Below are 26966 nucleotides of genomic sequence, written 5' to 3' on the forward strand. Positions count from 1 at the left end.
GTTAGATTTTGGATTGTATAATGACATTATAACTTATAACCACGTCTGTCAATTATTTGATATTAACTTATTTTGAAAACAAATCGCTGTTCAGCATATTGGCCTGCAATCGAATTTGTTCATTGATGGTTAATAAATTAATTCGTCCATTGGGAAGCTTGCGAACTTTTCTTAGGTGGGGCAAAGTTGCCCAAACATAATTTTGTATGGCACTTTCATTGTTTACTTCCAATAATTTTAAGCCCCGTTCTTCCAAAAAATTTATATTATGTTCAAACTCCAATCTATTTTTGGGTGTCTTGATGCTCATCTTTATATGTTTTAAAATCGTATTTTTTTTAGTTCTGACATACTTGCAACATGATTAGCATGAAGCCTTGCTCCCTCATCGACCGTAAGAAAATTAATCCTTTTATTTGGCAACACATTTATTTTTAGCAAATTGTCAACCTGTCCTTGACCAGATGGATAAAATTGTTGCCTGTTTCTGATTCTTTCTGCCAAAATATTAAAATTTCGCTCAAAGTCGCTTCTTGTTCTGGGAATATTCTTCATTTTTTCCATTATCATAATACTGACAATTTTAAGATTTTAGATACTGAAGGAACTTGCGCAATACCAATATGGCCTGATAGTACATTGTTCAGTGCGCTTCTTAGTAAATACTCGGTATGATTATAATAATGATCTTCTTCGTAGAAACTTCTCTCAACATATTGCTCCACACGCAAATGGTCTGAAAAATTTACTGTTTTGAACAATTCATCACATTTTTTTATCAAATCTTCGCAAATAGAAGCGTTAAGCAGTTCAGCATCATTCAAATTTTCTATTAGATTATCAATTGGATTTAAAAAATCATTATCTAAAAAAACATCACTGCCATTTAAATTATTGGTAGGAAATTGTTTCTTCAAATTTTCATATAATTTTTTTGCATCACCACTTTGATCACTCACTGATTCTAAAACTTCCAGCCAGTTAATCCTAATCATTAAATGTTCACATTTAAATATAGATTCCTGTAAAGTATGCTGATCTTTTAAAATATTCCAAATATTAGACTGGTAAGTTGAGGAAAATACTGCTAACAGTCCAGAACATAATTCTCTTGCAGTATCAATATTTTTTCCAACAGAATATTCCATTAACTGATGCAACATCATCTCAGGCATTATTTCTACTAACCAAGAAATTGAATCTAGTACTGCATTACGTACAGATGCATAAGGGTGATTCAGCAGCCAAATCAGAAATCTAACGAGAAGTATTTCGGAATTCTCTGACTGATGCGATTGCTTATTGAGCCATTCGTATTTTTCAGTGAAAACTGAATTTGATCTGATCAGCATCTCTATATGTTCTTTTATATATAAAACTATCTTCTCTTTCTCTGTGTCAGATATCTTATTTTCGAACATGCCTATTAAAGCATTAACTACGCGCCAGTCATCTGTGATATGTTCTAGTATAAAATCTGTAAGATATTGCATTACTTCGGCTGCTGAACAATTATCTTTTAAAAGTTTAAATAAATCACCAAGTTCCGAAGTTAAATTTCTACCCATCCAAATATCGGCGCCATCATTTGATAACCTTTTTAGACAATCAATTAAATGTTTAAGCCCGCCCACTTTATTTTCAATTTCAAATTCTGTTTCCGCCTCAGATACTGCTTTACTAATTTTTGGAAAATTGCTCATTTTACCTACTCCCGGAAACAAAAGCCCTCTTTCAGCCATTTCAGCATCCTCCTCCTCAGAGTAGATCTTCGGTGCGCTTTCACTTTTATTTTTCAATGAAAGAGGGGTTATGTCAACACCTAAATCTGATAATTTATTTTCTAATTTTATAAAATCATCCTCAAACGAAAACGAAAGCGCTATTATAAAATTTGACCTTTCTTCAGTCATGCGCTCTGAGAGAATAGTAGCTGCGATACGATCTAAAACCTGCCCTGAAACTGAATCAGATATTTCTTCCGCCCCCAAATACGCCTCATAATACAGATCCGCAAATCCATTTAAATACCTACTAGTATCCGATCCAATCAAAAAAACTTCACTTAATGCAAGTTTTATAAATGGATTTATTTCATTATTTCTACTAAGTAAATTCAATATCGCACTAGCCTCAATTATAGATTTTGCTCCTAAAATATATCCATCTCCTTTTGAAGGAGCATCAATTGTGCTGGATTCAGCATTTTCCAATATAATTTCAGTACTAGGCAACAGCTGGAATTTAAAATATTCAACAGCTTCCCTAATGTTACCTGTATCTGCCAGAGTTCCTATAAAAGAATGCATTTCCGACTGGACATAACGCTGAAAGGTCATTTCACCAGCTGCAAATTCCAAATATCCAGCAAAATCATTAAAATGATCCTTTGTGTTTTCAGTTTTCATTTTTACCAGCACAGAGTTAATCAGTTCAAACTGCGCTTCTTTGTACCAACTTGGTCCCATCGAAGTATCCAACATATTCTTATAGACTTCTCCAGCCCTGTCTTTCGATCCGATTCTTGCATATAATTGAACAATTTGAAGAAGTTCAGAAGTGCGCTGCCAACGGTTTTGGACTGCTAAATAAATATGTTGCTCCAAAACCTTGAGTAAACTAAAAGCATTTTTCTTTTGAGAAGGATACCCCGAAAGTGTTTCAGCCATAAGGTAAATTGATTTACGATATCCTTCGGTATACTGCCCCAATTGGTCGTCCGATTGTGATATAATGTGTTCTGTAAACCAATTAATCGCATTTTGCTCAAAATTCAGAAACAATTCTGTTAAGCGATGGTATATTATAGGAACAACCTCTTCGATCAATTGGTATGATCTGTCGAATTTTGTCCTTTCAAGAAGGGTAAAGTTAAGTCGGTTTACGATTTCTCTACCTTTTGGCTCCAATCGTCCAATTTCCTCCAACCGACTTTCTGCTTTAAGACGATATATTTTTCCTTGAATAAAGCCAGTTAATTCAAATGCTGATTTAAAAAAAGCCTCCCATGAATTTGCTCTAAGTGGTGCCAATGATGGATAAGAGCTTAACTTATCTATATACCCCAGATAAATGTTCTCGTTAAAGTAATTCACTAGAGAATCTGTGTCGGCATCCACACCATTACTTTTTCTGAGATTATACAAAACCCTATCAGCAGTTTTTCCCTTGATAATTTCTTCAATTAAAACTGGATTTTTACTATCCTCAATTAGAGTTTTAATTAATAGCTCGCTGTCTTCAGATTGGTATCCATGTTCCGTGGCTAGTTTTTCAATATCTGCAACTAGCCTTAAATAAGCTGTTTTGTCACTGGATTCATAAACTCCAACTTCTTTAACCCTATGATAATTAATCGCAATTTTTGCTAAAAATCCTGTTGTCTCCTTGGTATATACGTCATCAGAAAATTCCGCCATTTTTTCAATACCTGCATATAAATTAAATCGATGCAAATAGTAACCTGCGTGCCATGAAGCAATATAATGACGACAATTTTTAACTTTTTCACTGTCTTCTTCTGATGTAAATTCACTATTTTCCAAATCCTTGAGACGCATTAGTTGATGTACAGACTTCTCTGCAACATCTTCAGGCTTTTCTATATTAACTCTTAGGGTTAACGCTTGTGCATTATAAACAAAACCTTCCATCGCGAAATTTCCTTCTTTTGACGCCCTTTCCAGCATCGCTTTAAAGCGGATATCAATAGCGTGATTAAGTAGCGATGCTTCAAAATGTGCTTCAGTCTCATATAATTTCTGAAGAAAGTAAATAGAATCATCCAAAGATACTAGAAGTAATTCATCTCTCAATATGTAATTAATGGCTTCTGCAGGTTTTCCCAATTCAATAAGCGCATCAGTGATTTCGAAAGCATATTCCGCCAATACATTATTATAGCGAAAACGAACCCGCTGGAGCAGTAATTTTACTCGTATTAATTCAGCAACAGCTTCCTGATTAATACACAGGGCTTCAATTTTATTAATATCACTAATAATTCTATCTGGCTCAACATGAATCATTGCACAGTCATCTACCCAGTTTTGATTACAGTACAAAATAGAGGGAGAAGGATCAGGTGACAAAAGTAAATGATGAATACGATTTTTTAAGGAATATACCGACTGGGTTTCCGTTAAATTATAATCACTAATGTATTTATTTGCTTGTTTAATGTCTGACGAACTCTTATCAATTACAAAATTCTGGAACGAGCTGTGATATATACTGACCATATCTCCAGTCTTAAATAAATGCTTAATGTTTCCAAATTTAGTCTGATAATTATATTTAGCGCTCTCAGGCAGCATTTCCTTAAACTCACTAAAAGTTACGGGGCCACGTAATTGTGACGCAATTAAAGTTATCCAATACCGATCGGCATCAGTATTTATTTGATTTGACCAAAGACGTTCATAGTATATCTTAATATCACCATCGATGGTAGATAAGCTATCAATCCATTCGTCATAATCGGATATTCCCTTGCTTCTAAGAGTTTCGATAATGTACCTCAGATAAAGAGGATGCCCCTCCGACTTTTGCGCTATAAGGGTTATTTGGACAATGGATATTTTCAGATCGAATCTACTACTTTCTTTGTTTAAAAACTGAATAGTTTCGCTCTCTGACATTGGTGTAGCATATATCTTAGTCTGATCTGTCAAGATACTTGAAATCCTTACAGGCAGGATTTCTTCACTAATGCAGGATAATAAAATAGATATTTGAGAAGGAATAACTGGAGGTAAAACATTCAAAAAATCGTCTATAGAGTAGTCTCCATTTGATAAAATCTCATCAATTCCATCGACGACTATTAATGCCCTTTCACCAATCGAATTTAGATAGTCATTTAACTGCTCAAGCCAGCCGGACAGGCGTGTAATTCTTTCATTAAAGCCAATTGAACTCACAGCAGCAGGTTCACCGGTAAGCACCTTACATACCAGATCTTCCATCCATTGTAGAAAATTTTCCTTCGAAGCTTTTACAAAAATTGGTGTCGGATCTCCAGGTATTCTTATGATATATCGCCCTAATACCTTTACTGTAGCATGTTCAGAATGAATAGTGGAGGCTACAATGCTTTTTCCAGAACCTGGTGGACCATATAGTAAATAGTACTGATTTTTATTTTCAAATGCCGCATTTAACTTACTAATTACTTTTGCATTTGGGGTTGTATTGGCAATCTCATCAGCAAAATCATTTGACCATTTAATTTCTTTTGCATTTATGACAGGTATCTGGTTTTCTAATAGAAAGTCATAAAGCTTTTTTATGCTGACTGCTCCTAATCCCCTAATAGTACTCCATGTCACTATTCCAAAGACATGTCCCTTTATCAGCAGAGGAGACCCAGATAATCCACTGTAATCAAATCTGCTGTCCACATCATCTGAAATCAGGGCAATATCATATGGTAGATTAAGAGGCAGTGAAAGCACAGTACCTTTTATAGGAAGCCCTTCCTTAAGATTTGTAAATGGATAACCAAAAGTTTCCCATTCTTCATTATGTCTTACGTAATCTAAGGAAATTTCAAATTGACCGAAACTGCCTTGGGTTGTTTCCATCTCTAATATTGCTATATCTAAATCTTCATTTTCCGCTATTAACTTAACAGAATCAATTGCAAAACCCGATTGATCTTCATTTTGGAATTGCAACTGTATTTCGGAACTGTCAAGTATATGATCAATTATGACATGTCGCGCCGTTACAAGACGTGATGGAGTTATAAAAAAACCAGTGCCATGTTCATCACCACATATTATACGGGCAATCCTTTGGACAATTTGTGCAGGATGAATAATCATTAAATTTTAAATTTGCGTTTACTAGGATTATCAACAAGAACTGGGGAATATTTAAAAGTTTCTTTTAAAATATCATTATTTAGTAAATTATAACCTTCATTCTGATAGTTAAAATAGATTTCTCTGACAATTTTTGTCGGCCTGCCTATAAGCCATGCTAAGGTTGGTTTACTGGGATGTGGATTAGATATTCCATTGGTTGATATAAGGTACTTTGAAGAATCGGTAATTTTGAAAAATGTTGGACTATTATTGCCATAAGATCCATGATGAGAAAGTTTGATCAAATCAAACTGCATGGGGTTTTCTTCAGTTGCTTTTTTATTCATTAATTGCTGCTCTATTATCGCTGGTACAGCATCTCCCATAAACAACATTTTTTTGTTATAAACAGTCAGAATAAATGCCAGCGAACTACCGTTTTTAGGCGTCTTATCGAATGCACATTTTTGTTTTTTAAGTTCTTCAACATCAAATGCGGAAGCAGAAACGGCTTTAGATAAAGTTTCATCCGGCACTATCTTTTCGGAGAGTAGCATGAACTCAAATGCATCATCAAATATCTTTTGATTTGTTATCTTTTCACGAAAACCTAATCTATAAAGTTCTTTTTTCCAATATTTTTCTAAACGTTCTAAAGCCATATCATCAGGAGACAAGAATTCAAACTTAATATTTTCTCCAATTTTTATCTCCGAAAAATGGTCAATAGAGAATGCTTTATCATTAAAATCAGTATTCCAATTATAGCCATGCTTTAATATTAATGCTCCTAAGGAGCTTCCTTGTTTTGCACTTATCTGCTTCTCTGGTATCACTTCACCAGCAGAGAAAGATGACTTCAATAGTAATTCAGATTCATTACTAATGATGTCATTACTTCTTTCACCCTGGAGATGCCTATAGCTATTATGCCAAATCTCCTCAATTTTAATAATACTGGGGTTTTCAGCAGATCCATTTTCTGCTAAAAATTTGAGAGCACCTTGAATATGGTCTTCATCAATATGAGTAAGAATAAATCTTAGGATAGACTTACCCTGTCCGTGTAATGTCTCTAAAACCGGCTTCAAATGTTCAGTAAATGTGGAGGCATATCCGCAGTCTATTAGTATTAAGCCCTCTTCAAGATGTAATAAAAAGCAATCGCCATTAACGGCGGGAAATATTTCAATTTGTATCATTTGGTTATTTTAAGCAAAAAGTTTTTTCCAAACAGTTAATTTAAGTTGTCAATTTTTTCTGTAAAACCTTTTTTTTTGAGTAGTCGAAGTTAATAAAAAAACACTTTTATTTACTAATATTGTGAGGAATTATATATATCTTTTAAAAAACAGTAATCTCAGAAATAGCACACGAGTTCATCAAAAATCATAATAAAAATAGTCCAGCCAAGTTTATGTTCGAATAGATTTAACATTAAAAATCGATTTTAAATCCTAAACAAACTCATTTTAGTTATTTGACTTTGTGCTCTATGGTTAAATATTTGATGCTTCCCTCTACAAAAATACAATGCCCGTGAAAGTACTTTTTCTTTGTAGATAAGCTGGATTTCTGCTACCTGATTCCAGTTCTGAAGTGTTTTTGAAGTTTCCATGATTTCCAAGTTTTAAGATTAATAATGGAACCTGAACCGGGAATGAGAAAGCGAGCGAAAAAAGCAACGCAATAAAGCAGGTTTTCCTCCTGCATTTATTGGGGAATTTTTTTCGGAGAACAGCCTTTCCTTCCCGAACTTTGTTTCGGAATTAAGCCTGAAGCCTAAAACAATATTCCCTTCAAGTGTCTGCGCCGCGGAATTTTACCAAAAGAAAGCCGAAAACTAATTTTCGGCTCTTTCTTCCTTCTTGTTTTTAAGTCGCTTCTTTATCTGATAGAGGTTCTGATTAAGAAGCTTCAAAATCTGCTTATGGTGCGGGGAAACCCTGTTTTTGTCTCCCCTGCACTGCACAACTTCAAGCGAGGGAAGCGCCACCTCTATGGTCTCCACAGGTTTGTTCTCAAATTTGGCCGAAAGGATAAGGGAGTTTCTCTTTTTGTAGTATTCATTGGCAAATACGCAGTGGCGGAGCATATCGCCCTGTTCGAGAAAATCCTGCACGCTTTCCAATACGCAGATGCTTAAATCATCCTTTGTGAACTCCAATCCGAAAAACTGTTTCTTCTGCTCTTCATAGCCAATCTGCGCCTGCTGTATTTCAGCTCTAAGTTCTTTTATATGCTTACGCCTTTGGATGATGCGTTTTTTCTCCACAAGCCTGTCGTGCATCTCCTCCAAATTCTCAGGGCATACCAAATCGGCATTATTCAAATCCTTTTTGAACCATCTGAGCAGGCTAATGTAATCTTCCCAAAGCGAAAAGTCCTTTACCTTGCAATTGTTTTTAATGCAGGTTTTTACCGCCTGCCAGTTCTCCCTGATGTGCTGAGAGTGCGAGACCAGATAATGGGCAAGAAAATCGGTCTGCCCAGTTTTTAGGAGCGTCTCTGCATGGAAATCTTTCAAAAGAGCCGTAAACAATACCTGAGGCGCTATGCCGTAGAATCTGCTCTTGAAGCCGTTTCTTTTTAATATTGAAATCACTTTTGAACACGGATAGACTTTATAGGGATTGATTCGGTATTTGGGAGAGCTTTCAAATGTTTTGGGGCGGATTTCAAGGGGAGAATAGTATTTCCAAGAATCATAGGCCTGCGAAAAAACGTTGGTGCCGAGAGAAAGCGTGCGCACCTCCCCTTTGGCGTTTATCCAATGCTGCATCACTTCCTTATGGAAATAAGCCGGCATGCAGTTCTTTTTCATGTCCTTGCGGGAGCAGATGATACGAACGACCTGAAATCCACCACAGACATCCAACACAGCGAAATACTCAATTTCCTTGAAATGCGCCTGATTGAACTGGTGCATTTTAAGCTTTCCATTGCACTGCGTGCAATTGATGTACTTTTGGCAGGATGCTTTCTGCGCATCGGGCTTCCAGGAGTGGGCGCAGTCAAGGCAGTGGAATTTCCCACGTGAGAGCACAACCCATTTAAGGAAAATATTCTTTTCTGCCCAACCTTGGATCTTTTGGGTCACAGGGGCAAGTGTCCCGCTAAGGGACACAATCTGCTTTTCGATGATGGTTTTAGGTATCATAGGTCAAAGAGTGTCAAGGTTTTGGATTCGGCTTTGGGAACAGTGGCTGCCGTTTTTGCAACAACGGTATTCTGGGGAACTTCGGGAGCGGAAGTAAACAAATCAGCCACAGCAGGCTCTTTCACAACAACTTTGCAGTTAACGGGCTGAGGCTGTCCGATGCTGTCATCTGTGTAGTACTTGACCGCCATGTCGAATATTTCCTGATTGTCAAAGGCGCACAGCCCCGTTTTTTTCACTTCGCCGAAAATGTAATTGCAGCAGCCTTCCAAGTTTTTAGATTCCTTGACAAAGTCCTTTGCAAAAACGGTATCGGCAAGGGCGGTCTGATTGAGGTAATTTTCTATGGCGGTCTTAAAGTTTTCTGAAGCTTTCATAAGGGAAGATTTAAGATGAAACAAGAAGATTATTCAAAAGAGTTTCTGTAGATGTCATAGCAGTACTCCTCAAAGCAGAGCCAGCACATAAAGGTGTAGTGAGGCAGACTGTATCTGTCTTTTACCGCTTCCCCAAGGGAATCTTCCATTTCTTTTCTGATGTCTTCCAAATCATCCAAATGTTGGATATAGAACTTTTTGCAGTCGGCATGATAGATAAATTGGGATATCATACCGCTGATGCATCCGCTTCTCTGCATATCTTCAAGGAATGCTTTAAGCTGTTCTTTCTTTGTTCCGTCATAAGACTGCATCTCCGAAAGAATAATCTTTTTGAATGCTTCGTGCACGCCATATTGGGCATATACTGATTTTTCCAAGGCTTTCATAACTCATTTCTTTAGGCTTATACATTTGATTTGGATTAGAAAGGCAGGTCGTCAGGCTGTTCCTTTCCGCTCTTTTTTGCAGGAGCTGACTGCCCCTGTAAGGCTTGCCCATCGGAGACAAACACCAGTATCTTGATATTGCTTGTGTGAAAAGTGAGGCTTGCCAAGGCTTTGCCCTCCGAATTGAGATAGGCGTTTACTCCTATTCTGCCGAAAAGTTCCACCATCGCGCCTTTTTTCAGCCATTGCGAAACACCCGAACTGAGCCAGTACGAACAGTCAATGTAGGTTACTATTTTAGTTGTCTCGGCGCTTCCTTTGGCTTTGTAGCTGTCGTTGACTGCAATTGAAAAATTTACCACCTCCCTGCCGTTGGCTGTTTTGGCAACAACCGCATCTCTTGTCAAACGTCCTGTGATTTCCATGATTTCTAAATTTTAAATGATTACTGTTTTAAAATCCTTTTCCCTGCCTTTCCCAAAAAATGTTTTCAAAAGAAAAAACGGAAAAAAAGAAAGCGGCAATAAAGCGGGCATCAAGGATACGGAGGGCTATAAGTCCCGAAGGGAGGCAGGGCCGTTATGCGCCTGCAGGATCCGGTGTACGCTAACTTGGCTGCCTTTTTATCCGTTTCGAATGAAAACTGCATTCTCTAAAAACTTGATTATATTTGATTTCAAAAGATTCCGAAAAGCAGTAAAAACTGCAGAGAATAACTAACTAAAATGCGGGTATGGAAAAAGGGAACCACAAGAAAATATATTTCAGAAGCAGTATAGATACTTCCTTACTGGCGGAAAAACCAGAACATTCATGGACTAACATCCTGCCGCAACGATATTTTAACCTTATAGACCGGGATATATATTTTACCCGGATTCTAGAAAACCAGAAAAAAGGCAAAGCCGAACTTCAGAAGATGCTTGATGAGGCTAGAAAGGTTATCTTTTCGAAAGAAGAGCTGATATATTGGTTTCATAAGATTAAGGAAGATTCGGTACACGAAGCTGAAACCATACTCATCAAACATGAAGCCTCTCTTTTTTCGGAGGAAAAAGATATTGATTTTGAAAGGATAGGATTTCTTATAGGCACTTATGAGGAAGCAGAAAAATTCCTTTCGATAATGACTGCCATTGAACCTATAGAAGATGAGACAGTGCACTATTCCATCTTGGACGAACTAGAAAAAATTGATGAACAATTTATCGAGACAGATCAGATTCCAGGCTATTATAACACTCAAAGCCATCCAAAAATAAAGCTCAGAACCTATCAGCTCAAAGATTTAAAGCATGACTGGGATGAAATGCTTAAAAGACATATCGATTCTGAGCATATATTAGAAGGGTATGGAAATGTTGCCTATCTGCTGGACCAATATCATACCGAATTTGTATGGAAGATATATCAAACAAAGCCAAGAGAAAATATTAAAGCGTTTCTGGACTTCCACTACAATTCATTCGGCAGGGAGAAAGCCCTATTTCTTAACCATATTGAATTTAGGATACTTCCGAGATTGGCAAATATTACACGCACCAGCCATAAGCTATATGAAAGATTATTTTATGAATGGCTGAGCGAAAAAAGAGAAAAACTTACAATTGAGGAGAAAGATTTTCTATTAAAATCTGTAATGAGCGTATGTATGACTTTTTTGGATAATGTCTTTGAATATAGAAAATCCAAAAGCGAGAATAAGTATAATATACTGATACGCAATTTTTTAAAACATGCAGTAAACAGCCGAAATTGGAGCGTCAAAGACCAGTCTATGGGAGGAACGACGGATCCCGCAACTGAATCCAATACTTCGGGAATTGCATTTCGCGACATCATAATTGAGAATGAGAATTCAGACCATATATCGGCGATAGAATGCCTGAGAATAAAATCTATTCCGAAAGATGAGACTACAGATACAATAATCAAGAACCATCTTGTAAAAATTTTCCGTAACGAACCTATTGGAATCAGCCCGCTTTTTATTATAGTTTATTGCGAGAGCAAATCTTTTGAAGAAACTTGGAAAAAATATCAGACTTACATTGAGCAGATAGATTTTGGAAAATACCAAAGTTTGGGGATTGACAAAGAATTTGAATTAGAAACTCCTGCAAACTTAAAAATTGTAAAAATAAACCACTTCAGAAGTCTAAAAAACATTCAAGTTTATCACTTATTCTTAAATATGATTCCATAAATTGTTATATAAATATGCAAATTAATATTTTTGTCCAATTTTGAGAGATAGGTTTTTATTTACATTAACCAGTAGTTATATTTTATGGAAAGCATTTAATCAACCAAATGCTTTCCATAAAACCGGATCGATTTTCCTTAGCAAGAAGATTAACACTATAGCAATATTCGTTCCTGTAACTCCAGCCCAATAGGATTCTGCCTTGACACCAGATACGTTACAATTTCTTTAAACCCTTTCAGCACTTCATTATCCGCTTTAATCTGGCTGGAGCAGTTCTCCCATAGAAAACTGGCTGTTCCTGCCAAGGAATGTTCATACTTAAATTCTCTCTTTACATATTCTTTCGGCGGCCCTATTTTATCCCCAATTCTGCTCAAAGCAAGATACCTGTTTACAATATCCAACCCCTCTTTGATAAAATTAAGTCCTGGTGTGGTTTTCAAAAGCAATAATATTCTGTAAACTACATCCTGATCAAACCTGTTTTTCTGCCCCCATTTGATGACTTCCAAAATAGCCTTGTCGTAAAAGAAAGCATACTTATCGTTATTCCACCAATTGATCATAGTTTCGTTAATGCTTAAGAGTGCCTGATTTATGTCTTTTCCTGAATAATAACGGTCCCTCTTCCAAGTTTCACAGCTTTCAGCAAATTCAATCATGGAAATCCAGCACTTGTAAAAAACATTCTTTTTATCCTCACGCTCAATATTCTTGATGAAATAGTTTTCGATAAATACAACAATCCATTCGGCCATCTGTGGACCATACTCAAAAAACGGCTTCCACAATTCTTCACCGATAAGATTGTCCCCTTCCTCTATATCCAGAACTATCCTGGAAATTCTACCAAGAATCCATATATCAAATTCATCTGGATATTCACTTCTATGGGAGAAATTTTCTTGAATCTGTCCGCGTTCGAACAGCATCTGTTCCAGCATTTGTCTCCAGAGCTGGCAGAGATGCCGACGGTCTTCTTGTGAAAGGCCTTCCAAGTCTGGCGCTACAACAAATGCATGATGCAGCATAACCTTGTTGATGCCGGGTCTTTTTTCAAAATTTTGATCATTAAAATCCCAACTGCCATTATTTTTTGATTTTATCTCCCTTAATTGCGACCAGTCAATGAGTTTGCTTTCGATCCTGCTACAGATAAAATCTTGAATAATTTCTTCCGCAATTTTATTAAAGTCAAAAGGTTTCTGCTCAATAGCCGGTCTTTCAATGCCATAATTTGGGAGCTTGGCGCTGTAATCCTTATCTCTGCCCAATGCAACAAGCACAACAAGGTTCTGCAGCTGGACAAAGTCAGATTCGGACCATGAAACGTATTTTGCAGTCTCATTGAACAATATGCTCAAATTATCAAAAGGACATTTCAAAACCAGCTCTGCAATCAAGGTCCGTACCTGTTTATTATTTAAGTCTTCACTCCAGACCGATGCTAAAATCCTCGAAGCAAATGAGCTCCAAGAATCTTCCATATCAGTCTGATAAAAAGAATTGGGAAGAGGCTGATAATTCTTTAAGGCTTTCTCTATAAAAGTGATTGTCCATTCTTTTATTTCGGGATAATGTGCAATCCATATCTCTTTATTTTCAAAAAGAAAGGCGCATCCCGCGAGTACACATTGGTGCCTGCCTCCATAGGAGATATATAGATACTCTTCCTCAGTCTCATCAATACTTAAGACGCTTTGCCACAGCCCTTCACATTCTGCCAGATCTAACTTCCTTCCATTTTTAATAGCCTCCAGACATTGGAATGGATAAGCAAATAGGTCAAGCCCCAGCTCAGCATCCGATCTAGCGGACTCTAATTGCCGGCTAAGCGCTTCCGGCTCTTTATAAGCCCAACTATGGCCACTTTCTGTTTCCTGCTTAAAATAGTTGCTGAAATCAAAAAAAGAAATAAGACGCTTCAGATAATCAGAAGTGCGTCTATTATCTATACGGCCTAGCAAAACTGTCCATTCAGCAGTTATTTCCGTATACTGCTCCCTTAATTTCTCATTATCCATAAACAGGGTTCTACACACTGCTCCCATTGACATTCTCCGTTGAGGCATATTGTGCCATTCCTTTGCAAGCTCCCACGTTCTCGGATCAAAGCGATAAGCCCCTGTCATTTGGTAGCCTTCAATTCCGCCTCCGCCGAAATCGAGGTCCTTTTCCAGAAAATAAAAATCGGCTACAGGAAGCAGAGCATTCAAAGATTTCAAATAGTGTTTGGGATCATATTTTCCCACTGAATTTAAAACTCCCAATAAAGCTGCAGATGTCCCTTGTTTCAGAATAAAATCTACAAAAGGTCCAATATCATTCGATTTATCTGATTGATCAATAAGGAATTTTTCAAGCGCCTGCAAAGCACTTACAACTGAGTGCGGTGCACCAGCAGTATCTCGAAACCAGTAGTAAACCGATTCATTTCCCGTAAAATACCTCGGCTTACTTTCATAACTCACTTCAATTGCGGGTATAGTTATTTTTTTATGAGCAAAATCATTTGTCCACTGCTTGGTGGCAAAATTGACAAACTTTACCACCAGCTCAACTCCTATAAAAGGATGGCATCTAAAAAAGGCAGCAAAGGGTCCTCTATTGTAAAATGGAGGAAACCAGCCTCTTGGGTCGTTTATATCTAAATTGTAATGTGAGGAAGTAAATGCGAAAGAGACTTCCTTCGGTCTTTCAATCAGTAAGGCAAGCGTAATCTCCATTGCTTTTTGCGGCAGCAGGGCAATCAAAGGATTCAAAGCATGTTCATTCAGGCAAATTTTTGCAAAAGCATCATCCACACGTTCATATGGCCCGTCGGGCCATTGCGTTTCATTCCTGATTTTAGCAGCTGAAATAAACGATTTTACAGGATTTACTATAATCTCATTTTCCTTCTTTTCTTTAGGCAGCCTTTCAGATTTTATCCTTTTGCATAACTTGAGCGCAAGTTCGCTTACTTCTTTGGGATATTCATTGACGCCCGCCAAAAATGCCTTAAAAACAAACTGGTCGGAATCACCGCTTATATAGCCTCCATTAAACTTAAAGCTGAACATGCGATGAGCGTTTTCAAGAGCAATTGCTGCGACTTCTTTTCGAAAAGGAAAGCCCAGTTCGGTATAATCAAGCCACATTGAGCAGAGGACTGCCAGTTTTTTCCCTGTAATTTCAATAGCCTCTTCTTTATGCTCATACAAGAACTCGATTAAACCGGGCCAGTATAAAAAATCAGGAATTCTGTGATAAGACGCTGCTTCGGCTGCAGTAAGCTTTCCCTGCTTTTTTGCATAATCCATAACATTCCGGTTAGGCACGGTTGCCTTGATCAAAAACTGGCCTATAAAACGATTAAAAAGTTTCCCTTCATCTTCTTTCATCACATCGTAGACCAGCGTCAGATATTTGTATGTATCCGATGAAAAAAAGATCGATTCAAGCAGGAGATCCTGCACTATTTTTTCGCCAGGCTCATGCTCGGACAATGATCGCATTAATATTTTCCAAGAATTGCCCTCGTCATTCTTCTCCAGCAGATAAATGCCATAAAGACGAATTGCCTTACGCCACAAAGGAGAGCCTAGCTCTAAAGAAAGCAGATAAGGCTTCAGATTGGCATCTCTCGAACGCAAAATCTTATATCTCGCCCAATCCCCTAAAAGATCATGAGTAAGATATAATTTGTCATCATTTTCATAAATCTTCTTACCGCTTTTCAATTTTTCAAGCGGAATTAATTCTGAGATGCTAAAATCTGTTGCAGGAACGGATGCAGAAAACATCTGAGCCTGCTTTGCTGCATACTCCTGCATAAATCTAGAGCCAGTGCTGTCGAATTCCTCCTTCCAAATCCAATCTATAATTGTTGTTTCCCCTAAAAAGCCATTCTCAGGCACGGTTTTCCCAGACAATAGCTTAAATGCTAGAAGATCCAGATATTTTAAATTATTCAGAACAGCATGAAGATGAGCATGCTTGAACAAATCCGAGAGCTGCGGAATTTCTTTATAAATTGCAGCTAGATGATTTGAAATATTCAGATCTACAATGTAGCTCTCTGATTTCAAAGGTATATTAATTCTGTACAATCGTTCAATCACTTCACTGTAATCATCACTCTGGCAGGTGAAGATAACTTTCCATCCAGAATCCAGAACAACTGCTTTACTGAGAATCTCATGCAGCTGTTTTAGGTCTTCTTCTCTAAAGAAACGGTCAATACCATCAATTATCAGATAAGAGCATGTTTTCTTAGAATATTCGAATAGTTGCGTAATGCTGTGCTGCAAGCCGAAATATTGAGACAGCCCTCCATGATTTAAACATTGCGCATCTATCCATATGAAATTATTCTCAACAGCCGATACCCGTCTGATCATATCCTTGACAAGAACTGATTTTCCAAAACCTGATTTGCCAAGAACGAAAACAACCTGATTATCATCTATGCATTTTTTCAGATTATTAAGTTCAATAGTCCTATCCAACTTGAGTTTTCCTCCAATGGAATCCTGAATTAGGCCCGCAAGCAGGCTACTTTGAGCATGAATTTTGGACCAATCGTTTTTATGATTCGGGAAAGCTTTAAGCTCATAATTTATTCCAAATCTATTGAGCAGTTTAGTGTAGTCTAAATATCCCGAGACTGGCGCGTATTCACGTCCAATATTACACATTGAGTAATACATATCCAGTTCTTTTATGCCATCTGGCTGCAAGAGTATATCTGCCAGCATTTTTATGATCAAATTCTCATCTGATGAATTTGTATTCTGAAAATCAAACTCGAACAAGAATATCCTGCTAAGAAGCTTTACTGTATCTAATGCAATAATTTTATGTGCTGATGCAATAGCGGCAGGGCATTGGAAGCTGTCAAACAATTGTTTTTTTGTTTGGGAAAATCCTCCGTCTTCTGAAGTAATCCTATGAAGAAAAACTTTTGGATCCATACTACTTGCGGCAGCAAGCAAAGCTTTTAAATCTTCTGAAATTGACGCTGGAATAGTTGAATTTACAATACAGAGGTAGTCCTTTGAGGGATCAAAAACTCTTTTGGGCTCACCTACAAACTGATTCCACAAATCGTTTTTTAAATCGTCAGAAGGACCTGTTGTGTTAAACTGCACATTGCTTTTAACCGATATTGCTATTCTACATTTCTCTTCTTCTTTATTCTTTAAAGTAAGCAAAAGATCATCAAAAAGCCAGCCTTCTGGTCTAACCTGAAAATCCATTCGGATTATCTTTCCTACCTCTTTATTAAAAGGCAATGTATTGCCTAAAAAATGCGAACAAAACCATGCAGTTACTTTATCCTCAAAAGTAAAGCCTCCGCCGCCGGTTTGTTTTGGAGTGGCAACATTTCGCATTCCATTTTTTTTATCTGACATTATTGCAAAAGTTTTACAGGAATCTCAAAGTTAATTTTTTTTTTATTGAAACCCGTCAAAAATAAAACCAACACATTAACGCCTCTAAAAACTAGAAGCTTTATAATTTTATAGCAGATAAAGACAGACAAATAAATAAAATTTCACACTATTTTTTCAAAACTAGATAAGCATATGCGGGATCGTTCAAAAGACGTTCCATTTCTGAATTAATGATATCCTGCACGTCCTGTTTAATCTGCAGATAATTCCGTTGAATCATAAACTCATCAATTTTGCGGACCGGCGGGATTTCTTTAAAACTTTCTTCTTCTTTTCTCAAAGAATCATGATTATTAATAATCTCGCTGTGAAAAGTCTTCAGTTCAATTTTACAATCGGGATTATCGGCCACCATGCCCACAAATTCTCCCGAACTAAGTGCTGAAATTTTAGAAGGAGGAACTGCCGATTCCAACTGTTTGGAACGGCTCACTGACGTATCGCTGCTGTTGATCGAAAGACTCTCCCTATCCTGCAGAATTTTGCCGAAGCGCTCGGACAATTGCTTGGAAGTGTCTCCTGTAACCTGTCCGCTGATAATATTTCCGACAATATTCATAATAACATCCGCCTGTTCCCGTCCATAGTCCTTACGGAGCTGGCTGAAGTCCTGAATCCCAAGACACGTTGCCACCTTATTGCTTCTTGCTGTAGCAATCAGGCTGTCCATATTATTAAGATATATAGTGGGGAATTCATCAAAAATCAGGCTGGATTTCATTTTCCCTTTTTTGTTTACCAGCTTCACCAGCCTGTTGACATACAGAGATAATACAGCTCCGTAAATCTGTATTTTCTGCGGGTTGTTTCCCATGCAGACAATCTTGGGATCTTCGGGATTGTTGATGTCCAACGTGAAATCATTCCCTGACAACACGTAATACAACTGCGGAGATGACAAACGTGCCATAGCAATTTTAGCTGTGCCAATCTGCCCCTCCAGCTGGTCATTTGCCTCCCTTAGGTAAGCACGGTTAAAATTGGATTTTAAACAGACAGACAGTGCCGGGAATTTTAAGATCAGCCACTATCATCAGAATTACGGCTATGATCTGGAAGCCAGCCTTGAGAAGCACTCCATAAAAGAACTCAATACGCCCCAGTATAAGGAAGATCTTTTGAATTCCCTTAAAAAAGGAAATCTTCAGTCTGTGACTTTTGTTGTGGGTGGCGTCGAGAGCAAAATGTTCGTGGAAGCAAATCCGCAGTTCAAGACTCTTAATGTATATGACGGAAACCTCCAGCGCATCAATCATCGAGAAAGCAAAGAAGAAAAAAAAACTGAAGGAGAAAAAACTTCAGAAAAGCAATCTGACAAAAAACAGTCTGAGACCGCTGACCAGAACAGTGAAACCCCTTCAGCGAACAAACCAAAAAAAAGAAAACAGCAGTCTAATTCCGTTTAGAGATTTTAAAATAATTAAAGTTTAGATGATGAACCCGCAGTTTCCCTTAAATAGAGTAGAAATGGAATTCAGCCAATGGAAAGCAAGAGAGGAACGTTTCAATACGCTGTTTTCAATTACTCCGGCTGAAAACAGATCTTTATTGGCTGAGAAACTGCGGCAGTTCGACAGAATCAGAGCGAAATACAGATATTCAAAAAATATTGAGGAGCAGCATACGCTTCGAATCCTTAAAATGGAAATCCGAAGGATGTCAAAACAATTGTATCCAAATCCAATTTCACGTATCCTTAGAAATATAATCACAAGCTCACAGAATCAGCTTTCACTTCGCAGTGACGCAAAAAAACACGAGACAAACTTCAATTTGCTTAACGAGAAAGTGCAGAATATCGGCTTTCCTGATTTATCCGAAAAAATTAAAAATCTTATCGACAAAGAACAGGAAAATTTCACCGTGCCTCTATCCTACTACATTAATGAAAAGGAAAAAATCAATCATACCCTTTCGTTTTCAAAAAATGCTGAAGGCCATTTTGAACTTGATGGATTTAAAAGCAGCCTGCAAAATAATTCTGCTCCAGGGAACAGCAGGGAATATTACTTTAAAAATGGTCTGGAAAACGATTTTAAGCTGAATGAAGTCTATAATTTATTGTCAGGCCGTTGTGTAGAGCATAACCACTCATGGTTCCAGCTCGACTTTAATGATAGAGATGCTTCGGGCAATTATCACTTAAAAGAATTTCGAAATGAATATGCTTATGATTTAGAAAAGACTTTAAAGGCCATTCCTTTAAAAGAGATATCCAGCCAGTATGAAATGGAGAAACTGAAAAATACTTTAAGGCAGGGGGACAGAGTCTCTGCTGTGCTGATTAAAAATGGAAGAGAAAATCAGGTTTATATAGAAGCCAATCCGCAGTTTAGATCATTGAATATCTATGACCAGCATTTAAGGAAAGCTGAAATCACTTCATCAAAAAAAGAAACAGAAACATTACCGAAACAATCTGTGCAAAGAGGAATAAAATGTAAAATACAGCAGTGATGGAACAGTTAAATCCTTTAACGGAATTCTTTAGATCAATAGAAAAAGATCAGCGCATCAGCATTACCCATATTGGAATTTTTGCGGCACTGCTTCAATTCAGGGCAAATGAAGGCAACATCAATCCTATCAAAGCCTATAGGCATGAAATTATGAAAATAGCCAAAATAACCGGTCCTGTCACGTATCATAGGTGCATAAAGGATTTAAATGAATACGGCTACATTAACTACGTCCCTAAAAAAAATAGAAACCAGAAAAGCGTCATTTATTTTCTTGTTTAAAAGTGGAGCTGCTATATTTTGGGCTGCAAAAACTAGATCTAAAATTCAGCTGACAGTTACAATGCTTGAATCCGGAAAATCAATATCCAGAAACTTCTTTATCATACCTGTCACCACATCGATCCGGGTTCCTATTATTATATTTCGGTTTTTTATGGACCAGTCGGTCATTATTGCCACCAGTTTAGGCCTTATTATTCCCGTTTTCAAATCTAAAGGATCTGTAAACCATAGCCCACAGCCGCTGATGCCGTATAGATCCGGCCCTGTGCCGAAAGTGCCTTTTCGGCTGTCATAGGCTGACTTTTTATTGTAGGCCACCATAACATTCACATGCGGATTACTGCCAAACCCTGCATATTTCTCACTATGCAGAGGGGCTGTGAAATGGAAAAACGTAGTCACATCGAAAATATCGGTTTTATAGAGGACTTTTGCCCTCGTTGCAGGGTATCCGAGAAAGGTGTAAAATTCTTCATTTTGGAATATATGATTGATGGCCAGATCCTCAGCCTGCAGAAAACTATAGGAACGCAGGATATGCGGCAGGCAGTCCGCATCCAAACGAAGAACCGCTATATCAATTGTATCCTTTTCCCGATCTTCGGTACGGTTGATGTAGGTATCTCCGCCGGGCTTTATTATTTCATATTCCTGAGAAAGGAAGATAAAAAACTCACCATGCCTTTCCAGAACATGGGCCTCCGACACAAGAAAATAGTGCCCGCCTATATGAACAAATACGCCAGTTCCATGCGCCTTATAATTTGAGGTATCGGTCATGATTATGCATGTGCAGCTCTTCATCAACTCCAAACTGGAGATCTGCAGGGCTCTGTAATCCTCCATTGTTTTCATATATAGAATAATTTGACAATTTAGTATTAGCCCCGATAATAGCGGTATCCTTTTACGCCGGGGTTCGGCGTAAAATATTGAAGCGGATAGCGGGAAAAGCTCCTAAAAAATAATATAAAGCTAAAAATAATATTTTTTAATACCATTTCTTTGCCATGAAACGCAAAAAAATTCTGCAGTATCATATTCTTAAAGACCTTCTCTAATAGAGCCGAATTGAATGTGCCAAAAAGCCTCGTAAATCCGGAATTAATCCGCTAATTTTGCGGCATGAATTACGAAGACATCAAACGCCATTTTGAAAACAATCCCCCGCCCAAGGAAGTGAAATGGACCCAGTGGGCATACATCTCCGATACCCAGCAGTTTTTAAAGAGCTGCTATATCGGAATCAGGAACTTCAACGGTCCTATGGACCGCTGTCCTGCATGGTGGCATCTGAGGGATTTTTATATCCTGATGAAGAAAACCTCCCAGCAGACGGCCGCTGCAGAAGGAAATCAATCGGAAGAAAATGCTTCTGGGGAAATTGCGGAAGAACAGCCCCCTGTACAGCACAATTCGGACGCAGCAATCAGCGAAGAAATTTCCTAAGCGGAAGCCGAAACAGCCGTCTAAAAAAGACACGAAAATTCACCTGCTTTATTATAAAACGACAGCCCTGCTTTTCATCGGCAGGGCTGTTTAGGTTTGAAACTTTTAGAACTCAATGATGCATTAAATATGAGTGATCTGAGTTTTGTGGCAAAATCGTGGCACTTACAATTTTAGGAATCTAAAAACTCAGCAAAATAAAGTACTGACGAGTTTAGGTTCGAAACTGTATACGAAATTTTTACTATACAGCCCTCTAAAAATAATTATATTTCAAATAGTATATCCATACGATTTCTTTGTCAGAAAACACAATTTACAGGATTTAAGTTTTCTAAAAATTTTTTATTCTTACCAAAGTCAATTTTCATGGTTTATTGTTACATAAGAGTTATTATTTTATTTACAAAATCATTGATATGAATAGAAATTTATTTTTTTTTGATTTTCCATAATAAATATGATGGATTTTCTTTTACTTTTTCCTTATAATCTTGATAATCCTTATACCCCTTCCCTAAAGCTAAAGCTGTTGCCAGCAAACTAAAGCCACCTGTTGAAAAACCGCCTGCCAAACCACCAATTCCAACCAACGAGTTAACAAAAACCTGCTTATTGATATGATTTATTTTTTGCTTAATTTTCTGAACCTGCACATCATTTAACTCATGAAAAATGTTTTCTGTCTTTTGCTGGATAATTTTTGGATCGCTTATTGTCCTTAATTCTCTGAAATGTTTTTCAAGTTCAATTCGAAAGTTTGTAAAGACTCCTGAATCCATTTCCCTGACATTCATCAGCTTCTCTATATCAATGTTATCAAGAAATGGCAAGTCAAAATTGATTATTCTATTGGCTGTTTCGGTCTGAATTGTTTCCTTTACACTGTAGTTCTGAGATATTAATTTACTTGTAAAATCATTATCGCATAAATAAGTTGAATTGAGATTAGAGGAAATAAAATTTTCTTTAAAAATCCCATCGAAAAAATTTTTAGATGTTGAATTTATTGACTGTGCAACCCAAGCGTTAAAATGATCTATTTCGGGTGCTGAGTCAGGCAACATATGACTAAAAGTAACTGTGCCTGTTGTTTCATCCATGCTTAGCACTTCCGTCTGAAACAAATGATAAATCATGCTTGACTTGAAATTCGTTTCCTTAAAATCGACCACAATGCTTCTGCAAGGGTACAGTTTCTCCATAACCTGCCAACCATCACCGGATTTAAATTTTTCCATTGAACGGACAGAAACATTATCCCAGAAAAAATCCATAATTTCTTTAGGAAGAACCCCATTATAGTAATCAACAGGCATTTTTAGCGGAATCTGTTTAGGCGCTTCAAAATGATAACTTAGAGGAAAGATCTTTATATAATTACCTGCAACCATAGGCGTTATCTCCTTTAAATGCAATGATGCCTTTTTAAGACTATTTCTATTAATTATCCCATCATTTTTGTATCCCAGATATTTCCCAGTTACATTGCTTATTTCTGACTGAAAATCTGTCAAAGAAAACAGGGGATCTTTAATAATAAATTGATCTATATATAGCGATGTCTGCTTAAGCAGTCTGAGAGGGATTTCGTCTGACGACGAAAAAACTTTTAAGAAAGAATCCCGTTCGACAATTTCTTTAATTAATTGGTCATAATTATCAATGCAATGCTTCCTGTAATCTTGCAATTCCCTTTCGATTCTTTCATCAGTTTCCTTAACAAAATTATTTTCAATACTATTCTCATGAAAGAATAAGCTATCTGCCAAAAAATTATATGTAACACTTCCCATAGATATGACCTTTTTTTTATGATTGATCTTTAATATAAAAATTATGAAAATCTCAGCCTTCATTTCATCATATCATTTAGCTTAAAATGATTTACCAGTTTTCATCAATCATTAAATGCTTTCTATTTTTTTCTTTTAGAAGCAGATAATCCTCTGCTTCTTACGTACTAATTCAAATACATGCCATAAGGTGCTGTAACGAAATGTTTCTGTAAAAAGCTCATAATCCGCTGTTTTTTATGATCATTATATGCTTTATAAATATCGTCAATAAGCTTGCTTAATAACTTACAAAAATTATAATGGATATGCATTGTTATATTTGACGCAATTTGTACTGCTACATCCTGAATATCTTTTGAAAGAAATGGGCTGTTTGTTAAATCTCGCAGGGTTTTAATAAAAACTGCATATCTCATGGTATAAAAAATATGATGATTTTTTATTTCTCCTTCTTTAGCTTTAGCGGCATGTGCGGATTGGCGCTGACGATCATTTTTTCAAAAATAAAATCATCATATTCCTTAATGCTGCCTTCCACATAAACATGTTAATTAATTTCATTTTCCAAGAATTGAATACACACCGGCCAAAATCATGCTTAATAAAAATCTTAAAAAAACTAAAAACAATCACAAAAAAAGGAGAAAACTAAAGACAAAAAAAACATAACTAACTATCCAACCCTTTCGAAAGTCTAACTAATGCAAAAACAATCTGCTCGACCGAAGCAAAAAATTGGTGTAACTCCCATGGATCTGATAAAATTCAATACTTCATTCTTTTTCTGCTCACTCTTCGTCCCTGTTCTTTTTTTTTGGTGTATATATATTCCTTATACTCGTGTTGTGTGAAAGATTTCATTAAAATCTCCTTTTCCAGAATTGCAAAATGTGCAGAGAGCTGTTTTCTGATAGATTTGGAATCCATCCCTTCGCGATAGGCTTTAATTGATTTAGAATAATAACGCTTCTTTGAGGCCTTTACCGCATAAGAAAGAAAATTCCTTTTTCCCAAATGCGAGTATCTTTCAAATATCTGCTTTTTGAGTATTTTATCCCTCTTTGATTTATCGCTGTAGGCCATCATAACAGTCTTTACAATCCTGCCCTTCATTTTCCTGAAATAGCGGGAAAGGCTTCCTGGCCTGATATAAATCGAGACTCCATTAAACTCAAAACCGAGATACTGTAGATTCTTATAATACTGCTGCTCATTCTGCGAAGTGAAAACTGGTGAAAATTTTTCAATTTTCTTCTGGTTAAATCCTCTGATTTTTCCGGATAATGCAGGCCTGAAATGGATTATTTCAGTTTTTTTTGTCTGAATAACCAGTTTATAGGCAGCTATTTCCTTTAGAACAATTTCATTGATTTGCGCTGCCTTTTCAGAGTCACAGATTATTAAAAGATCATCGCAGTAGCGCCTGTATGTAAAGTCCAGCTCGATACTGAGATTAAATATCTTTTCATCAAAATCAATCAAGTAAATATTTGACAGCAATGCGCTCATAGGCGAGCCTTGAGGTATTCCCCGGAAACTTTTCTCTCCTCCTTGCGAAATTTTAGGAAGATTGACCGTCAAAAGATTTCTTTTTCGGAGCAGATCAAACTTATTGTTGAAAGTTGGGCCGGCTGCATCGTCAGGTATGAGATCTAGAAGCGAGTTCCAGTGAGGTGCTGTTTTTAAATCTATTTTAAAATGCTTCAAGATACTGTCTCGGTTTATGTAGCTGTATTTTGTAAGAGATCTGAAAATTTTATACTGGTCCTTTGCCAGCTCCTGAATGTTTAATGTTTTACACCATTTGTCTTTTAAAATCGTGTGGTCAATATTATCAAAATAACCGGTAATATCAAGTGCAATCGCAGTGCAGTGACCATTAGCTGAGGCCTTTTTTCTCACAGCTTCAAATGCTTCTTTTGCAAACTGTATATTACATTTCCCGTCAAGATCAGACCTGTAGGCCAGCACGCATTCACTAAAACCTTTCTCATGTACATACTCTTGGTACTTTTCGGTCAAAGCAAAAGAATAAAAACCATAAATATAAGAGTCGAAATGGGAAGCGAAAGCGATGGGTCTTATTTTAGTTTCCAGACCATACATTTTTTCGTTTTCCTGAAATCTGAATCTCGGTGTTTTGGTTAGTATTTTTACAAAAGGAAGAAAAGAATGCTTTTCCATAAGCACTCTATTTGACACAAGCTTTTTGATGTCACTGCTGTTTTTAAAAAAATTAAAATAAGGATCTAGGTGTGGATACGTTTTCAGTTCAAAACTCTCCTGGCTTTCGGCAGTCTTCGCCACATAACGCTCCCATAAATCCTCATTAAAAAGTAGTGTTTGATTCATTATTTTTTTATAGGGACACCAGCAGGAAAGCAGTATCAGTCATTAACCTTACCTGCTGATGTACAATGTTAAACATTGCTTGGCAGACGACCGATTTCCATCGTCTTGGGGTTTACACCCATTCATGCCTTAATCCTCACATTGGCTGATAGAATTGTGTTCTCAGCACTTCAGATTGGCTTTTTTAATTCCAACCTTTCCAAGATTACCGGCAGTCTGACTGAACTGCTTTTGTGTGCCTTGAAACCTTGCAGAAATGTTTTACACCTGCTCGGACATACCAGACAGAGCCTGGGAAATCTTACAAACAATAGAAATGTTATGAAAGCAACTTTAATCTTGACATTATGTCTGATATTTCATATCTTAGCGAAATATTTCTTTCCCTTTGGTTCAGAAATTGCAGTATATGTCATAAATCACATTCTGCCTGTCGCGATAGGCAGAATAGTCAACTTAAACATTCAACCCTCCAAACTATTTTGAAGGCACTTAGTTAGTTCAAAATCCGTGCCATACATTATCCTAATTACCACATTTAATTATAACGCTCTATAGATATCAGTTTTATCAAAGAAAAGATAATTATTTGAAACATTTTGTCAGCTTATATGACAGCTCTGACATATACCAAGCCTGTTTTGGTTGTTCTCCATCACATTGATACTCTTTTAATTTTTCATTTCAATTACAATTTATCCCCATAGCATGCCAGCTTTGCAATCACAGCTCAATTAGGATCATACTTCAGAAAATTATGCAAACTAGGGCCCTAGCCCCGATAGAAGCGGAAATCCTTCTGCGCCGCCGTTCGGCGCAAAAGATTGCAGCGGATAGCGGGAAAAAGCTCCCAAAAAATAATATTAAAAATATTAAATGCAATTGACGATGCTAATCATCCGATCAGATTGCATAAAAATTCCTCCTACCGATTAAAAATAGCCAAAATAACCGGTTCCGTCACTTATCACAGGTGCATAAAGGATTTAAATGAATACGGCTATATAAACTACGTCCCCAAAAAAAATAGAAACCAGAAAAGCGTCATTTATTTTCTTGTTTAAAAGCGGAACTGCTATTTTTTGGTGCAAAAGCTAGATCAGTTTTTTATAAACATCAGTACTCTGAGATTTGTGGCAAAATCGTGGCACAAGGTATTTTTGAAAACAGGAAATCCAGCAAAATCAATTATTGACAAGCTTAGGTTCGAAACATTACTACCAAAACATATTAATTGTC

At 36.9% G+C, this 26966-nt stretch carries 18 protein-coding genes; 5 read left to right on the forward strand and 13 right to left on the reverse strand.

The window, feature by feature from the left end; all coding sequences use genetic code 11:
- Positions 1 to 67: 67 nt before the first annotated feature.
- The 8 genes from BLP44_RS04705 to BLP44_RS04740 all read right to left on the reverse strand — a co-directional run bounded on the left by BLP44_RS04705 (position 68) and on the right by BLP44_RS04740 (position 10161).
- Positions 68 to 310 (reverse strand): hypothetical protein, encoded by a 243-nt coding sequence (locus tag BLP44_RS04705; protein WP_091129942.1) that lies wholly within the window; start codon positions 308 to 310, stop codon positions 68 to 70.
- 11 nt (positions 311 to 321) lie between these two features.
- Complete coding sequence (avs1c, locus tag BLP44_RS04710) at positions 322 to 570, reverse strand: AVAST type 1 anti-phage system protein Avs1c (RefSeq protein ID WP_091129946.1); 249 nt, start codon at positions 568 to 570, stop codon at positions 322 to 324.
- Positions 567 to 5828: a serine protease gene (locus BLP44_RS04715; protein WP_091129950.1), complete on the reverse strand. Its 5262-nt coding sequence runs from the start codon at positions 5826 to 5828 to the stop codon at positions 567 to 569. The genes avs1c and BLP44_RS04715 overlap by 4 nt, the downstream gene beginning before the upstream one ends.
- On the reverse strand, positions 5828 to 7012 hold the full coding sequence (avs1a, locus tag BLP44_RS04720; RefSeq protein WP_091129954.1) for an AVAST type 1 anti-phage system MBL fold metallo-hydrolase Avs1a: 1185 nt from the start codon (positions 7010 to 7012) through the stop codon (positions 5828 to 5830). Before avs1a ends, BLP44_RS04715 begins: the two co-directional genes overlap by 1 nt.
- A gap of 641 nt (positions 7013 to 7653) precedes the next feature.
- Complete coding sequence (locus BLP44_RS04725) at positions 7654 to 8970, reverse strand: PcfJ domain-containing protein (RefSeq protein ID WP_091129958.1); 1317 nt, start codon at positions 8968 to 8970, stop codon at positions 7654 to 7656.
- Entirely contained in the window at positions 8967 to 9347 is a 381-nt protein-coding gene (locus tag BLP44_RS04730) for a PcfK-like family protein (protein WP_091129962.1), read from the reverse strand. Before BLP44_RS04730 ends, BLP44_RS04725 begins: the two co-directional genes overlap by 4 nt.
- Before the next feature lie 29 nt (positions 9348 to 9376).
- Positions 9377 to 9736, reverse strand: coding sequence for a DUF7222 domain-containing protein (locus BLP44_RS04735; RefSeq protein WP_091129966.1), 360 nt, complete (start codon positions 9734 to 9736; stop codon positions 9377 to 9379).
- 35 nt (positions 9737 to 9771) lie between these two features.
- Entirely contained in the window at positions 9772 to 10161 is a 390-nt protein-coding gene (locus BLP44_RS04740) for a single-stranded DNA-binding protein (RefSeq protein ID WP_091129970.1), read from the reverse strand.
- 308 nt (positions 10162 to 10469) lie between these two features.
- Between BLP44_RS04740 and BLP44_RS04750 the strand changes: the two genes are divergently transcribed.
- Positions 10470 to 11942, forward strand: a complete 1473-nt coding sequence (locus BLP44_RS04750) for a hypothetical protein (RefSeq protein ID WP_091129978.1) — start codon at positions 10470 to 10472, stop codon at positions 11940 to 11942.
- A gap of 155 nt (positions 11943 to 12097) precedes the next feature.
- Here BLP44_RS04750 and BLP44_RS04755 read toward each other — a convergent pair whose 3' ends face one another.
- A complete protein-coding gene (locus BLP44_RS04755) occupies positions 12098 to 17341 on the reverse strand; it encodes an ATP-binding protein (RefSeq protein WP_091129982.1) in 5244 nt (1747 codons plus the stop codon).
- Between the two features lie 148 nt (positions 17342 to 17489).
- A complete protein-coding gene (locus BLP44_RS04760) occupies positions 17490 to 18293 on the reverse strand; it encodes a TraM recognition domain-containing protein (RefSeq protein ID WP_244511669.1) in 804 nt (267 codons plus the stop codon).
- 70 nt (positions 18294 to 18363) lie between these two features.
- Here BLP44_RS04760 and BLP44_RS04765 point away from each other — a divergent pair, with 70 nt between their 5' ends.
- The 3 genes from BLP44_RS04765 to BLP44_RS04775 all read left to right on the forward strand — a co-directional run bounded on the left by BLP44_RS04765 (position 18364) and on the right by BLP44_RS04775 (position 20124).
- Positions 18364 to 18789: a hypothetical protein gene (locus tag BLP44_RS04765; protein ID WP_244511670.1), complete on the forward strand. Its 426-nt coding sequence runs from the start codon at positions 18364 to 18366 to the stop codon at positions 18787 to 18789.
- Positions 18790 to 18850: 61 nt separating this feature from the next.
- On the forward strand, positions 18851 to 19840 hold the full coding sequence (locus tag BLP44_RS04770) for a hypothetical protein (RefSeq protein ID WP_139159171.1): 990 nt from the start codon (positions 18851 to 18853) through the stop codon (positions 19838 to 19840).
- On the forward strand, positions 19840 to 20124 hold the full coding sequence (locus BLP44_RS04775; RefSeq protein WP_008462833.1) for a hypothetical protein: 285 nt from the start codon (positions 19840 to 19842) through the stop codon (positions 20122 to 20124). Before BLP44_RS04770 ends, BLP44_RS04775 begins: the two co-directional genes overlap by 1 nt.
- A 45-nt stretch (positions 20125 to 20169) precedes the next feature.
- Here BLP44_RS04775 and BLP44_RS04780 read toward each other — a convergent pair whose 3' ends face one another.
- The gene (locus tag BLP44_RS04780) at positions 20170 to 20982 is read right to left on the reverse strand and encodes a hypothetical protein (protein ID WP_139159172.1); all 813 of its coding nucleotides are present in this window, start codon (positions 20980 to 20982) and stop codon (positions 20170 to 20172) included.
- A gap of 270 nt (positions 20983 to 21252) precedes the next feature.
- Between BLP44_RS04780 and BLP44_RS04785 the strand changes: the two genes are divergently transcribed.
- Positions 21253 to 21576, forward strand: a complete 324-nt coding sequence (locus tag BLP44_RS04785; RefSeq protein ID WP_091129998.1) for a DUF6965 family protein — start codon at positions 21253 to 21255, stop codon at positions 21574 to 21576.
- 431 nt (positions 21577 to 22007) lie between these two features.
- Here the strand turns inward: BLP44_RS04785 and BLP44_RS04790 are convergent, their stop codons facing one another.
- Positions 22008 to 23372: a hypothetical protein gene (locus BLP44_RS04790; protein WP_091131333.1), complete on the reverse strand. Its 1365-nt coding sequence runs from the start codon at positions 23370 to 23372 to the stop codon at positions 22008 to 22010.
- 768 nt (positions 23373 to 24140) lie between these two features.
- Positions 24141 to 25727 (reverse strand): reverse transcriptase/maturase family protein, encoded by a 1587-nt coding sequence (locus BLP44_RS04800; protein ID WP_091130006.1) that lies wholly within the window; start codon positions 25725 to 25727, stop codon positions 24141 to 24143.
- Positions 25728 to 26966 lie beyond the last annotated feature (1239 nt).

This window comes from Flavobacterium anhuiense, assembly GCF_900101855.1.
In the GTDB taxonomy this organism is placed as follows: domain Bacteria; phylum Bacteroidota; class Bacteroidia; order Flavobacteriales; family Flavobacteriaceae; genus Flavobacterium; species Flavobacterium anhuiense.

Coding starts and splice junctions, on each gene's coding strand:
- BLP44_RS04705 (WP_091129942.1), bottom strand. CDS start 310: ATGAGCATCAAGACACCCAAAAATAGATTGGAGTTTGAACATAATATA.
- avs1c (WP_091129946.1), bottom strand. CDS start 570: ATGATAATGGAAAAAATGAAGAATATTCCCAGAACAAGAAGCGACTTT.
- BLP44_RS04715 (WP_091129950.1), bottom strand. CDS start 5,828: ATGATTATTCATCCTGCACAAATTGTCCAAAGGATTGCCCGTATAATA.
- avs1a (WP_091129954.1), bottom strand. CDS start 7,012: ATGATACAAATTGAAATATTTCCCGCCGTTAATGGCGATTGCTTTTTA.
- BLP44_RS04725 (WP_091129958.1), bottom strand. CDS start 8,970: ATGATACCTAAAACCATCATCGAAAAGCAGATTGTGTCCCTTAGCGGG.
- BLP44_RS04730 (WP_091129962.1), bottom strand. CDS start 9,347: ATGAAAGCTTCAGAAAACTTTAAGACCGCCATAGAAAATTACCTCAAT.
- BLP44_RS04735 (WP_091129966.1), bottom strand. CDS start 9,736: ATGAAAGCCTTGGAAAAATCAGTATATGCCCAATATGGCGTGCACGAA.
- BLP44_RS04740 (WP_091129970.1), bottom strand. CDS start 10,161: ATGGAAATCACAGGACGTTTGACAAGAGATGCGGTTGTTGCCAAAACA.
- BLP44_RS04750 (WP_091129978.1), top strand. CDS start 10,470: ATGGAAAAAGGGAACCACAAGAAAATATATTTCAGAAGCAGTATAGAT.
- BLP44_RS04755 (WP_091129982.1), bottom strand. CDS start 17,341: ATGTCAGATAAAAAAAATGGAATGCGAAATGTTGCCACTCCAAAACAA.
- BLP44_RS04760 (WP_244511669.1), bottom strand. CDS start 18,293: ATGGCACGTTTGTCATCTCCGCAGTTGTATTACGTGTTGTCAGGGAAT.
- BLP44_RS04770 (WP_139159171.1), top strand. CDS start 18,851: ATGGAATTCAGCCAATGGAAAGCAAGAGAGGAACGTTTCAATACGCTG.
- BLP44_RS04775 (WP_008462833.1), top strand. CDS start 19,840: ATGGAACAGTTAAATCCTTTAACGGAATTCTTTAGATCAATAGAAAAA.
- BLP44_RS04780 (WP_139159172.1), bottom strand. CDS start 20,982: ATGAAAACAATGGAGGATTACAGAGCCCTGCAGATCTCCAGTTTGGAG.
- BLP44_RS04785 (WP_091129998.1), top strand. CDS start 21,253: ATGAATTACGAAGACATCAAACGCCATTTTGAAAACAATCCCCCGCCC.
- BLP44_RS04790 (WP_091131333.1), bottom strand. CDS start 23,372: ATGGGAAGTGTTACATATAATTTTTTGGCAGATAGCTTATTCTTTCAT.
- BLP44_RS04800 (WP_091130006.1), bottom strand. CDS start 25,727: ATGAATCAAACACTACTTTTTAATGAGGATTTATGGGAGCGTTATGTG.